This is a genomic window from Nocardioides sp. P5_C9_2, assembly GCF_054049555.1.
The window spans coordinates 1-11,816 of record NZ_JBFUMD010000058.1; the positions used below are offsets into that span (position 1 = coordinate 1).

The 11,816-nt window shown below is 68.1% G+C and carries 9 protein-coding genes, 1 tRNA gene and 1 other annotated feature; of the genes, 6 read left to right on the forward strand and 4 right to left on the reverse strand.

Annotated features, from left to right (window positions below; genetic code table 11):
* The first annotated feature begins 132 nt into the window (after positions 1-132).
* On the forward strand, positions 133-1,953 hold the full coding sequence (locus ACXJKL_RS04850; RefSeq protein ID WP_457205927.1) for an ABC transporter ATP-binding protein: 1,821 nt from the start codon (positions 133-135) through the stop codon (positions 1,951-1,953).
* A 31-nt stretch (positions 1,954-1,984) separates the two neighbouring features.
* Here the strand turns inward: ACXJKL_RS04850 and ACXJKL_RS04855 are convergent, their stop codons facing one another.
* Positions 1,985-2,404 carry an SsgA family sporulation/cell division regulator gene (locus tag ACXJKL_RS04855; RefSeq protein WP_457205928.1) on the reverse strand — a complete coding sequence of 140 codons (420 nt, stop codon included), beginning with the start codon at positions 2,402-2,404 and terminating at the stop codon, positions 1,985-1,987.
* 209 nt (positions 2,405-2,613) lie between these two features.
* On the opposite strand from ACXJKL_RS04855, the gene ACXJKL_RS04860 reads away from it, so the two are divergent.
* The 3 genes from ACXJKL_RS04860 (at position 2,614) to ACXJKL_RS04870 (ending at position 4,478) form a co-directional block, all read left to right on the forward strand.
* On the forward strand, positions 2,614-3,108 hold the full coding sequence (locus ACXJKL_RS04860) for a PGPGW domain-containing protein (protein ID WP_457205929.1): 495 nt from the start codon (positions 2,614-2,616) through the stop codon (positions 3,106-3,108).
* Between the two features lie 22 nt (positions 3,109-3,130).
* A tRNA-Val gene (locus ACXJKL_RS04865) sits at positions 3,131-3,205 on the forward strand.
* Between the two features lie 673 nt (positions 3,206-3,878).
* On the forward strand, positions 3,879-4,478 hold the full coding sequence (locus tag ACXJKL_RS04870) for an Ltp family lipoprotein (protein ID WP_457205930.1): 600 nt from the start codon (positions 3,879-3,881) through the stop codon (positions 4,476-4,478).
* On the opposite strand, the gene ACXJKL_RS04875 is transcribed toward ACXJKL_RS04870, so the two are convergent.
* A complete protein-coding gene (locus tag ACXJKL_RS04875) occupies positions 4,472-5,137 on the reverse strand; it encodes an IS3 family transposase (protein ID WP_457205931.1) in 666 nt (221 codons plus the stop codon). The two genes, ACXJKL_RS04870 and ACXJKL_RS04875, sit on opposite strands and share 7 nt — an antisense overlap.
* Positions 5,033-5,176 (reverse strand) — a sequence feature (AL1L pseudoknot). Its footprint overlaps the gene before it by 105 nt.
* A gap of 530 nt (positions 5,177-5,706) precedes the next feature.
* Here ACXJKL_RS04875 and ACXJKL_RS04880 point away from each other — a divergent pair.
* Complete coding sequence (locus tag ACXJKL_RS04880) at positions 5,707-6,297, forward strand: TMEM175 family protein (protein ID WP_457205932.1); 591 nt, start codon at positions 5,707-5,709, stop codon at positions 6,295-6,297.
* An 89-nt stretch (positions 6,298-6,386) separates the two neighbouring features.
* On the opposite strand, the gene ACXJKL_RS04885 is transcribed toward ACXJKL_RS04880, so the two are convergent.
* Positions 6,387-7,238, reverse strand: coding sequence for a hypothetical protein (locus ACXJKL_RS04885; RefSeq protein WP_457205933.1), 852 nt, complete (start codon positions 7,236-7,238; stop codon positions 6,387-6,389).
* Between the two features lie 300 nt (positions 7,239-7,538).
* Between ACXJKL_RS04885 and ACXJKL_RS04890 the strand changes: the two genes are divergently transcribed.
* On the forward strand, positions 7,539-9,617 hold the full coding sequence (locus ACXJKL_RS04890; protein ID WP_457205934.1) for an MMPL family transporter: 2,079 nt from the start codon (positions 7,539-7,541) through the stop codon (positions 9,615-9,617).
* A gap of 70 nt (positions 9,618-9,687) precedes the next feature.
* Here ACXJKL_RS04890 and ACXJKL_RS04895 read toward each other — a convergent pair.
* A partial coding sequence (locus ACXJKL_RS04895) for a bifunctional YncE family protein/alkaline phosphatase family protein (RefSeq protein ID WP_457205935.1) occupies positions 9,688-11,816 on the reverse strand: 2,129 nt, incomplete at its 5' end.

The window sequence follows — 11,816 nt, forward strand, 5'->3', positions numbered from 1 at the left end:
CGGCACCCACCGCGAGCTCCTCGGACGCAGCCCCGACTACGCCCGGCTCGTCAACGCCTACGAGCAGGCCGCCCACGACGAGGCGGCCGGCACCGGCGGCTCCACCGTCCCGAGTGGCGCCGGAGGTGCCCAGTGAGCTCCACGACCTCGACCCGCAACCCCGCCGCCGGCACCCGGATGGACTCCGGGGAGGACATCGGCGCCATCGAGACCATCCGCCGCGGCATGCGGATCTCGCCCGAGCTCAGTGAGGGCCTGCGGTTCACGCTGTTCCTCGCCATCGTGGCGGCCTGCGGCCAGGTGGTCGTGCCGATCGCCGTCCAGCAGACCCTCGACCGTGGGCTCAACGGTCCGGACGGGCCGCGGCTCGACTACGTCGTGTGGCTCGGCATCGGCTGCGCGGTGGTGCTCACGATCACCAGCTTCGCGTCGTACACCATGACCAGTCGGCTCTTCACGACCTCCGAGCGCGGACTCGCGACGCTGCGGGTCAAGGCCTTCCGGCACGTCCACGACCTGCCGCTGCTCACCCAGAACACCGAGCGCCGCGGTGCGCTCGTGTCCCGCGTGACCAGCGACGTGGACCAGGTGAGCCAGTTCCTGGTCTTCGGTGGCCTGATCTTCGTGGTGAGCATCGGCCAGATGCTGGTGGCGACCGTGATCATGGTGATCTACAGCTGGCAGCTCGCCCTCGTGGTGTGGCTGTGCTTCGCGCCGCTCTTCATCTCGATCCGCTACTTCCAGCGCAAGCTGTCGGAGGCCTACGGCATCGTGCGCCACCAGGTGGGCGTGCTGCTCGGCGCGATCTCCGAGCCGGTCGTCGGTGCGGCGACCGTCCGCTCCTACGCCGTCGAGGACCGCACCCAGGGGCGCATCGACGCGGCGATCGACGACTTCAAGACGGCCAGCACCCGGGCCCAGAAGTTCACCGTCGTGTCGTTCTCCCTCGGCGGCATCTCCGCCGGCCTGGCCAACGCCGGGGTGCTGATCGTGGGCGTGCTGCTGGGCTTCACGACCGACATGACCGCCGGCAAGGTCCTCGCGTTCGCGTTCCTGGTGACGCTGTTCGTGGGGCCCGTCCAGATGGGCACCCAGATCCTCACCGACGCGCAGAACGCGATCGTGAGCTGGCGCCGGGTCATCGGGATCCTGGAGACCCCGGCCGACCTCGTGGATCCCGGCCCGGACGGGCAGGTGCTGCCACGCGGTCCGATCGACGTGACCTTCGACGACGTGACCTTCGCCTACCCGGGCGGGCCGCCGGTCCTGTCCGAGGTCTCCCTGCACATCGACGCCGGCACCCGGGTCGCGATCGTGGGGGAGACGGGGTCCGGCAAGTCGACCTTTGCCAAGCTGCTGACCCGCCTGATGGACCCGGTGGACGGGGCGGTGCTGCTGGACGGTCTCGACGTACGCCGGATCGCGGCCGAGTCGTTGCGGCGCAGCGTCGTCCTGGTGCCCCAGGAGGGGTTCCTCTTCGACGACTCGCTCGCGGCCAACGTGCGCTACGGCAAGCTCGACGCGACCGAGGAGGAGATCCTCGCCTCGGCCGACGAGCTGGGACTGCGCGACTGGCTCGACGCCCTGCCCGGCGGTCTCGCGACCAAGGTCGGCCAGCGCGGCGAGTCGCTGTCGGCCGGCGAGCGGCAGCTCGTCGCGCTGCTGCGGGCCCACCTGGCCGATCCCGACCTGCTCGTCCTGGACGAGGCCACCAGCGCGGTCGACCCCCAGCTCGAGATGCGGATCGGCCTCGCGCTGGAGCGGCTGATGCAGTCACGCACGTCGGTGACGATCGCGCACCGGCTCTCGACGGCCGAGCAGGCCGACGAGGTGATCGTGGTGGACCGCGGTCGTGTGGTGCAGCGTGGCCCGCACCGCGAGCTCGTCACTCAGACGGGCAGCATCTACGCCGGCCTCCACGCCTCGTGGGTGGCCCAGCACGACATGCACTGACTGTCGGCGGGCCGCCGGCAGCGCGGCGGCCTCAGACGGCCAGCAGCTGCGCGATCATCTGGTCGACGTCGAGGTGCTCGGCCTCGATGCCGGGGGCGCAGACGTCGACGGTGCGCCCGATGAAGTGGGTGATGTCGTCGGTACGGGCCTCGAGGAGCAGGTGCCCGTCGGGACTGCAGAGCTCGATCTGGACGATGGCGACGCCGTCGTCGTTCAACGACGGGCAGATCCGGACATCACCCTCGCCGGTCGGGTGGTTGATGCCGCGCATCAGCAGGTCGCGGCTGAACGTCCAGGTGACGTGCGGCTCGACGTCGCCGAAGGTCATGGTCACGGCGAAGGCATCGGTGCGCGCGTATCCGAGCACGGCGTCCAGCTCGTAGGAGTGACCTTCGAGGTCCCTGCAAAACATCGTCACGTCCACAGCGACGTCTGCGGTGATCCTGCGCATGTGTCTCCACTCTCTCTCGGCGTGCGGTCCACACGGACGCTCCCTCGGTGGGTAGGACGGCGGGGGGACCGACCTATGACGTGGGTACAACGACCCTGTCCGTGGTGGGCTACGCCACATGTTGAGTCATACCCGTAGGGTCATCTCGTGAGCGCAGCAAAGCAGGCAGAGTCAATCTTCCCTGCACCGACACGCTGGGAGAAATCCTGATGGCCGTCCCGGGGGGCGGAGCCGCGAAGCGGCTGGTCCTCGAGACCCTCGGTTGGGTGCTGCTTCTGGCCGGTGTGGCGGCGATCTTCCTGCCCGGACCGGGTCTCCTGGGCATCTTCGCCGGTCTAGCCCTGCTGTCGCAGCAGTACGAGTGGGCCGAGCGTCGTGTCGAGCCCGTCCGGGTCCGGGCCCTGCGTGGCGCGGCCGAGGGTGTCGAGACGTGGCCACGGATCGTCGTGTCGGTGCTCGGGGCCCTCGTGCTGGCGGGCTTCGGTGTGCTCTGGATCTCCTACCCGCCGGCCCCGGAGTGGTGGCCGCTGGCAGAGTCCTGGTGGCTGCCCGGGGGGCTGTGGACCGGGGTGACCCAGGTCGCCTCGGCCGGCATCGCCGTGGGGCTCATCATCTACAGCTACCGGCGCTTCCACGGGAAGCCCGAGGCGGTGGCCAAGGTCCGGCCGAAGGCCGATTCCGAGTCGCCCGCGACGATGGGTTAGAGTTCCCCGGCACCCGCACAGCGGGCGATTGGCGCAGTGGTAGCGCGCTTCGTTCACACCGAAGAGGTCACTGGTTCGAACCCAGTATCGCCCACCAGAATGACTGCAGGTCAGAGGCACTCTCCGCCTCGTAAGCAAGAGGTCCGGGGAACATACGGGGAACAGCCGAACTCTCGTCGACCCGCGTAACCCATCTTCGCCATATCGGGAACAGAGACGCGGTAGCTGTACGCCATACCGGCGTTCTCTTGCCGATAGCGCGTGAGGTCCTCCGCGGTTCGCGGGCCGTAGAAGGCTCCCAGCCGTGACGGCTTATCGGGCGCTAGTTGGGCGCGAACCTCCTCGAAGAAGAGCTCCCGGTAGTACAGGGGAATGGTTGGGCCCGTGACCCATGACCACCCGGCCCCAGGTGCGGGGCTGAATGATGTCGCCGGCTTCGTACAGCAGGGCCGAGAACTGAAACAGTTCCATGCCGGACAGTCTCCCCTTGCATATCGGGCGCGATTCGGAACAGCCCGCACGTGCCGCGTGTCGCGAGGACGAGCGGACGTCACTTATGACCCCCCGGGGTCACTTGGCCGTCAAGCAAGGGGACACCCGCCTCTGTGTGTACCCCCGAGGGCATGTCAGAGGTAGGGAGGCGGTGTAGGTATTGCATACGCGAGATTGGAAGCCATTGGCGAGGTTGCTCACGACGTCGTCCGCACCGAAATCCCATGACTTCGTCCTTTGCCCTTACTCACTGGCCTAGACCGCTTTAGCCTTCAGACATGTCACATACCTCGGGGGAGAACCCGAACACAGAACCGCCTCCGGCGAATCCGAAGGCGCAGGCTAAGGCAGACAAGGCGTACGCGAAGGCGTCACGACCGTGGTTCAAGAAGAAGCGCTGGTGGCTCGCAGGGCTCGTTGTGGTCATCATCGTCGCGGCTGCACTGGGTAGCGGCGGCGACACTGGCGACGGTGACGTCACGGCCACGGATGACTCATCGAGCGAATCGAGCGACAGCGGCAAGAAGAAGGAGAAGGCCGCATCCGAGAAGACCGAGAAGGCTGAGCCCGAAATGACCTCCGGCCAGGAGAACGCATTGGAGGCGGGCCAGAACTACATCGACATCCTGGCGTTCTCGAAGGAAGGGCTCATCCAGCAGTTGTCGTCCCCAGCGGGTGACGGCTACTCGAAGGCTGACGCGACGTTCGCGGCGAACAACGTCGACGCGGACTGGAACGCCGAGGCCGTAGAGGCTGCCGAGAACTACTTGGACACGATGTCCTTCTCGAAGCAGAGGTTAATTGAGCAGTTGTCGTCTCCATCGGGCGACCAGTTCACCAAGGAGCAGGCCACCTACGCCGCGAACCAGGTCTACTGACCACTAGTGCTGGTCCGGTCGGGGCCGACGCAGCACCCAGCCTGCCCCTGGCCCAGAGCGGAGGTTGAGAGGCGTTCGACCACGCGTCGTGGGTGCGCCCAAAATAGACGACCCAGTCGTCGGCGGAGGAAGTTGACGTGGGTGGCGGGCGTATTGGGTTTACCGCACCGCGAGGTAATGCACCCCCTTGTCCGAGTGGGCAATGACGCCGCGAAGGTTCGGCAGTAGGTGATGTCCGCGACCCAGTCCCGGTTCAGTCCCTCGGCGACGAAGTTGCGGCCCAAGTGGTCGGTGCGGGTGCCTTCACCGGTGCCAGGAACCGTGATCCGTGGCCCCTTGGCCCTGCCGATCCCGCGCAGCCCGTCGGCACGCATCAACCGGTGCACGGTGCACCGGGCGATGCGATGTCCACGCCGGTGCAGCTCGGCGTGCATCTTGCGGACCCCGTAGACGCCGGAGTTGTCCTGGTGGACCTTGCGGATCACGACCAAGTGCTGCACGTCGGACACCGCGCGGGCTGAGGGTGGCCGTGCTCTCGCGGCGTGGTAGCTGCGCGGGGCGATCGGCATCCCGGCCTGGCGTAGGACGGTGCAGATCGGCTCTACCCCGAACTCCTCGCGGTGCTCATCGATGTAGTCGACCAGCAGCGCGGCACTCACTTCAGCCTGCGGTCGAGCTCCGCTGCGGCGAAAGACGCTGACGCCGTCTTCAGGATCTCGTTTGCTCGGCGGAGTTCCTTGACCTCGCGTTCGAGCTGAGCGATCCGTTGACCCTCAAGCCGTGGTCACACCAGGCCGACGGCCCTCGTCGATCTCGGCCCGGGACACCCAGTTGCTCAGCGTCTCGGGGTTGATCCGAGCTGCTCACCGACACGGCGCAGAGCGACGGTCCGCGTCGCTGGGTCACGCCGCAGATCGACGGCCATCCGGATCGCTCGCTCCCGAAGCTCCTCGGGGCACTTCCTCGGTGCTGCCATGACTATCATCCTTCCGTGGAGTGAGAACCTCCATCAGGTCCCGCACGCGACACAGAGCCCCAGGCGGCTGGCATCGCGCCGTTCAGGGCGATGGATCAGTGCTGCGTCGAGGTCAGCCCGGGAATACCCCGGCCCTTGACTCATCGGCGATTCTTGGGGTCGCAGCCGGGTCCGCGGATCCGACTGACGCACTCAGTTGAACCCGCGATTTCACGCGGAGCGTGACGGTCGCGCCGGCGTACTGTTCTCGGGATGACGACGAACCGGCTCGAGGCGTTCAGCGACGCAGTGCTGGCCATCGCGATCACCATCATGGTGCTCGAGCTTCACGCTCCCGAGGAGCCGACGTTACGCGGACTGTGGGACGAGACAGGGGTGCCGCTGCTCGCCTACGTGCTGAGCTTCGTCTACCTCGGCATCTACTGGAACAACAACCACCACCACGTCTTCCAGCTGGTTGATCGCGTCAGCGGCACGGTGCTGTGGGCCAACCTGCACCTGCTCTTCTGGTTGTCGCTGGTTCCATTCACCACCAACTGGATGGCTGAGACCGATCTCGAGCGAACCCCGACCGTCCTCTACGCCGTCAATCTGCTCGCCGCCGGGAGCGCCTACTACCTGTTGGAGGTCGCGATCGGACGAACGCCGGCATCGGGGGCCCGCTACCGCGATGCCGTCGGGTCCGACGCCAAGGGGATCATCTCGATGATCGCCTACCTCGGGGCAATCGCGGTCACCTTCGTGGAGCCCCGGCTGGCCATGGTGCCCATCGTGGCCGTCGCGGTCATGTGGCTCATCCCCGACCGGCGCATCGAACGCTACTTGGAGCAGGAACGCTCATGAGGGCTCTGGGTCGGGCCACTCGGCGCGGCAGAGGACCGCGCAAAAGGTGAATGTGGACGAAGCGATCTCATGCGCGTAGCCGGGTCGGGTCACTGCAGTCCGGCGGCCAAGGCGATGTCCTGCGAGGGGGCGCCGCCAGCGAGGAGGAAGTCGTGGTCGGTGAACGATGCTGTCGCCACCTGCGGAGCCACCTTGGTCGATGACACGGCGCCGTAGATGTGCTGGATGCCGGGTGATTGGGTGGCCGCGTCGTCACGGCTGGTCCACATGATGTCCGGCGCGCAGGTTTCCTGCCGGTTCACGTCCCCGCCGAACAGGGTGGCGCCGGCTCGTTCGCGCTGTTCCAGGATGCCGCGGAGCTCGTGGCATTCGGCGTCGTTGGCGAGGCGTTGTCTCGCTGAGTCCCGTGTGCTCAGGTGCGCGGTGCAGACCGTGACATTCCCGACGGTGGTGGTGCACAGCCACCGGCGCTCCTCACCCTCACCGGACTGGCTCCTGAACGCGCGGTCTTGAGTGCTCCTGATCTCGTCGTCGGTGAGGACGGCGAGGCCGAAGATGCCGCGCTTGCCGGGCTTGACGCAACGAATCGGGGCACCGCGGTATCGCACCGCGGAGAAGCGGAGCTGGTAGCCGGTGCGACGAGCAATTGCAGCTGCGTCGGTGCTGCAGGCCTCGTTGAGCGTCACGGCTGACGGACCTCGTTCGATGACTTGCCTGGTGGCTTCTGCCACGACGGACGGGTACGCGGCGCGCTCGTAGCAGTCGGCCGACCCCGAGAGGCACAGGTTCATCTGCAGGACCGTGTACGCCGAGCCGGATGCGGGCGAGGCCGCGTACGGAGACTGACCGAGGGAGGCCTGGCGGGCCAGTGCCAGCGCGAGGGCAGCCACGGTGAGCGCAAGCAGCAGCTTTCGCAACGGGACCACCTCGAAGGGCTGCAAGAGGTCGGACCCGCTTCGACGGTGCGGATCCCGACAGGGGCACACCAACTGCGGCTGGTCGCGCTCACCTCGTCTGAGGTTCGCTGCCCAGCCCGCTTCGGATTGGTGCGCGCGCCCGCCCAGAGCGATGAGCTCGGCGAGGGTGGCTCGAAGCGACTGCCGGGGATCTCGCCTGTGCGTTGACCTGCTCCGGGGGCATCGGTAACGTCGTTCGCACTGGCCTCCGTCCGCGGACGCCCGCCCTGCGCAGGAGATCTTGTGGAGCGTCTCGCTCGGCTTGTCATGCGTCACCGGCTGGTCGTGAGCCTCTTCTGGCTGACCACCTTCGTCCTGGGCGGCGTCGCTGCGGGACAGTTGAGCGACCGGTTGACCCTCGACTTCTCGCTTCCCGGACAGCCGGGCGACGACGCCGAGAACGCTCTGATCGAGAACTACGGCGTGAGCACGTTCGACACCTATGTCGTCGTGGTGACCGTGCCGGACGACCAGACCGTGACCGGCAGCATCGATGCGGTGAACGGTGTCCTGGAGGCGACGGCCGCAGCCGTCCCCGGGGTGCTGGTCGCCGACTTCGCCACCACGGGCGATGAGGCCTTCATCGCCGCCGACGGACGGACGACGTACGCCCTCATCCAGGGTCCGCCTCCGACCTCCTTCGGCCCGGGCATCGAGGCTGAGCTGGAGCCGGCGTTGGCCCAGTCGGCGGACCAGGCGGGGGTGCAGGGCGAGCTGACCTCCTACGGACTGCTCTCCGCGGGCGGGGACACCGAGGGGCCGAGCGTGCTTGCCGAGACCCTCCTCGGCGCGGCGGGCGCCCTGATCGTCCTGGTGTTCGTCTTCGCGTCCTTCCTGGCGTTGTTGCCGCTGTTGATCGCGGCGGTCTCGATCCTGACGACCTTCTTGCTGGTGCTGGGGCTGACCACCTTCAGTGACGTGAGCTTCGTGGTGCAGTTCCTGATCTCACTGATCGGGCTCGGCGTCGCCATCGACTACTCCTTGCTGCTCGTCTCACGGTGGCGCGAGGAGCGGGCCCACGGCCGCACCAACGAGGAGGCCGTGGTGGTGGCGATGGAGACGGCAGGTCACGCCGTCCTGGCGTCCGGCGTGACGGTCGCCATCAGCCTCGTCGCCCTGGTGGTGGTGCCCGTGCCATTCCTGCGCAGCATGGGGATCGGCGGCATGCTCATCCCACTCGTCAGCGTGGCGGTCGTGCTGACGTTACTGCCGGCCCTGCTCTCCAAGGTCGGCCCACGCATCGACTACCCGCGGATCCGCAAGGAGGGAGTCGCCTCCCGAGGCTGGACGGCCTGGGCGCGGGGCATCGTCCACCACAAGTGGCTCGCGACCGGGGCGGCGCTCATCATTCTCGGTCTGCTCATCTACCCGGTCTCCAACCTCAAGATCGGCACCGCCAGCATCGACTCGCTGGCCCGCAGCGGGGCGCCGTACGACGCCCTCACGACGCTTCGCGGCGCCGGCGTGGGCACAGGTGTGCTGACCCCGATCGTGGTGCTCGTCGACCCCGACCAGGCCGCTGCCGCGACCGAGGCCGCCAGCGCGGTCGACGGCATCCAGCTGGCTGCCGTGTCCTCCGACGAGGCGGACAAGGCAGTGATCCAGGTCGTGCCGGTCGAGGAGACGGTCGACAGCTCGTCCAACCAGGTGGTCGACGACGTCCGGACCGCGGTCCAGGGAGCGGTGGACGGCGAGGTCCTGGTGACCGGGGCCGGCGCGACCGTCGAGGACTACTTCACCGCGGTGTACGACAAGTTCCCGTATGTGCTGGCGTTGATCGCGCTGATCACCTTCGTGCTCCTGATGCGGACGTTCCGCTCGATCCTGCTGCCGATCAAGGCCGTGGTGCTGAACCTGGTCTCGCTTGCCGCGGTCTTCGGCGCAGTCGTCTTCTTCTGGCAGGAGGGCCACGGCTCCGACCTGATCTTCAACGTGTCGGCGACCGGTGCCATCACGTTCTGGCTGCCGGTGGTGATCTTCGCGTTCCTGTTCGGGCTGTCGATGGACTACGAGGTCTTCATCCTGGCGCGCATGCGTGAGGAGTACGACGAGAGCGGTGACACCGTCGAGGCCGTCGTCACCGGTCTCGGGCGAACCGGACGCCTGGTGACCTCGGCGGCGCTGATCCTGTTCTTCGCGTTCGCGGCCCTTGCTTCGGCGCCCGGCACCGACATCAAGGTCCTCGGCACCGCTCTGGGCGTCGGCATCCTGATCGACGCCACCGTCGTGCGGGCGCTGCTCGTCCCCGCGCTGGTCACCCTCTTCGGGCGGTGGAACTGGTGGCTGCCCGCCGGCCCTGCCAGACTCCTCCGCGTCGAGGCGTCGCCCGTGCACCCGCCCACGACCACTCGGCCGCGCGTGTGACCTCGTGGCGAGAGGGGCACCGACGGGCTGGGCCGGGAGACCCGGCCCAGCCCTGTGGGTGGACTGTGGATCAGTCCGTGTCGGTGCCCGGGAGCGCCGCCCCGGGCACGTCCTGGGGCAGGTAGATCTGCGAGTCGCCCGGGTACGGCAGGTCGTAGTGGTGCGCGTCGTACCAGGTGTAGCGGTTCATCAGCTCCGGGTTGGCGAAGTCGGCGCGAGCGCGACGGCCGGTGAGCCGCTGCTTGTCCTTCCACTTCTCCCACGCCACGGTGTAGGAGACGGCACCGGGAGCGGTGGGGGGAGCGGTGATGCCGCTGGCCGGGGTGTCGAGACCGCACGCGGGCGGGGTCTTGATGTTCTCGGTCAGCGAGATCCTGTTCCTCCTCGCCGTGTACGGCGTGAGGTCCGGCTTCTTCTGGAACGCGTCGAACATGGGGGTCGCCGCGGCGAGCTTCTGGTTCAGCGGGTCCGCCCCGAGGATCTGCTGGATCGTGCGCACCATGTTGATCTGCGTGTAGTAGCGCGACACGGTCCTGCCGTGGATCGCCCACGGGCTGATCACCTGGACCGGCGCGCGGTGGCCGTCCACGTGGTCGGCGCCGTTCTGGCTGTCGTCCTCGACGACGAAGATCGCCGAGTCCTTCCAATACCTGCTGTGCGAGATCGTGTCGACGATCCGCCCGACCGCGAGGTCACCGGAGGCCACGTTGGACCGGGCCGAGACCGGGCCGCCGGTGTGGTCGTCGGAGAGCCAGATCATCTGGAAGTCCTGGGGACCGTTGTCGAGGAAGTCCTGCTTCCAGATCGCCGCTCGGTAGAGGTCCGGGATCGACATGTCGAACGGCGGGGACAGCGGGTGGGTGATCGCGTTGAGCGAGGGGATCACCGAGCCGTAGTTGCCCTTCAGCTCCGGGGTCGTGAGCTGCGCGGGGTCGCCGCCCTGCTCCTCGACACTCCTGGTGGCGCAGTAGTACTGCTGCCACGTGCCCGACGGCTTGCCCTCGGTGTAGATGAACTCGCCGTAGTTCTTCGCCGACGCACCGGCCGCCTGGWCCGAGGTCCACAGGAATCCCGAGCGCTGGTGTCCGAGCACGTCCTCCTCGGTGTCGTAGGAGCGGACGTACTCACCGGCGCTGGACTCGGTGTACTCYGGGTTGTCGCCCTGCATGAGCCAGTTGTGGCCCTCCGCGGAGTTGGTGCCGACGTCGTAGGTGTTGTCGTAGAGGCCGAACTGCCGCGCCAGCGCGTGGATGTTGGGCGTGACGGTCTCGCCGAACTGGGCGAGCGACGGGTCGCCGTTGCCCTCGGGCATGTCGCCGTGGATCTGGTCGTAGGTCCGGTTCTCCTTGACCACCATGAAGACGTGCTTGATCGTCGACGGGTCGCCGATCCGCTTCGGCACCGGCACCGCCTTCTGCTTGTTGCCGGTCGCGTGCTTCACGTCGGTGTCGGAGGGACCCCAGCCGTTCTGCTCGAAGACCGTCGGCGTCCAGATCTCCTTGACCTCCTCGTCGCTCGGCAGGGTGAAGCGGGTCAGCGACGCGGTCGTGCCGTGCGTGCCGTGCCCGGTCGCGGGCGTGGTGCCGGTGCCCTGGTTGAACGTGATCAGCGGGCCGCGGGCGTCGATGCCGCGCCGGTTGGCGACCACGACCTGGTCGCCGACCGGGAACAGGCCCTCGGGGTAGTAGTCCGTCGGGACCAGCCCGACGTAGCTGACCGGGTCGAGCGCGCTCGTGCCGAGCTCGTACACCGCGACCGCGTTGGCGCGTCCGAGGGACACGAGCAGCCGGTCCTCGAGCACGGCGACCGCGGTGGGCGCGTAGCCCACGTCCGAGCCCTGCCACGGCGTCGTCGAGATCGTCTGCACGACCTGGTCGGTGGTCGTGTCGACCACCGAGACCGTGTCGTCGTTGGTGTTGACGACGTAGAGCACGCCGTCACGGACGTACTGCGAGGTCGGGTGCAGCCCGACCGGGATCTGGCCCACCGGCGCCGCCGGGGCGGCGGTGTCGATGACGCTCACGGTGCCCGTGGTCGACGTGCCCTTCACCGGGTCCGCCGGGACGGGGGTGCCGTAGGAGTCCTGCGTCGCCTCGCCGGCGGCCGCGCGGCGGCCACCCTCGTTGCTGACGTAGAGCGTGCTGCCCACGAACGACAACGCGCGGGGCGCGACGCCGACCGGCCACGTCTGCTTGACGG

Coding starts and splice junctions, on each gene's coding strand:
- ACXJKL_RS04860 (WP_457205929.1), top strand. CDS start 2,614: ATGGCCGTCCCGGGGGGCGGAGCCGCGAAGCGGCTGGTCCTCGAGACC.
- ACXJKL_RS04880 (WP_457205932.1), top strand. CDS start 5,707: ATGACGACGAACCGGCTCGAGGCGTTCAGCGACGCAGTGCTGGCCATC.
- ACXJKL_RS04855 (WP_457205928.1), bottom strand. CDS start 2,404: ATGCGCAGGATCACCGCAGACGTCGCTGTGGACGTGACGATGTTTTGC.
- ACXJKL_RS04870 (WP_457205930.1), top strand. CDS start 3,879: ATGTCACATACCTCGGGGGAGAACCCGAACACAGAACCGCCTCCGGCG.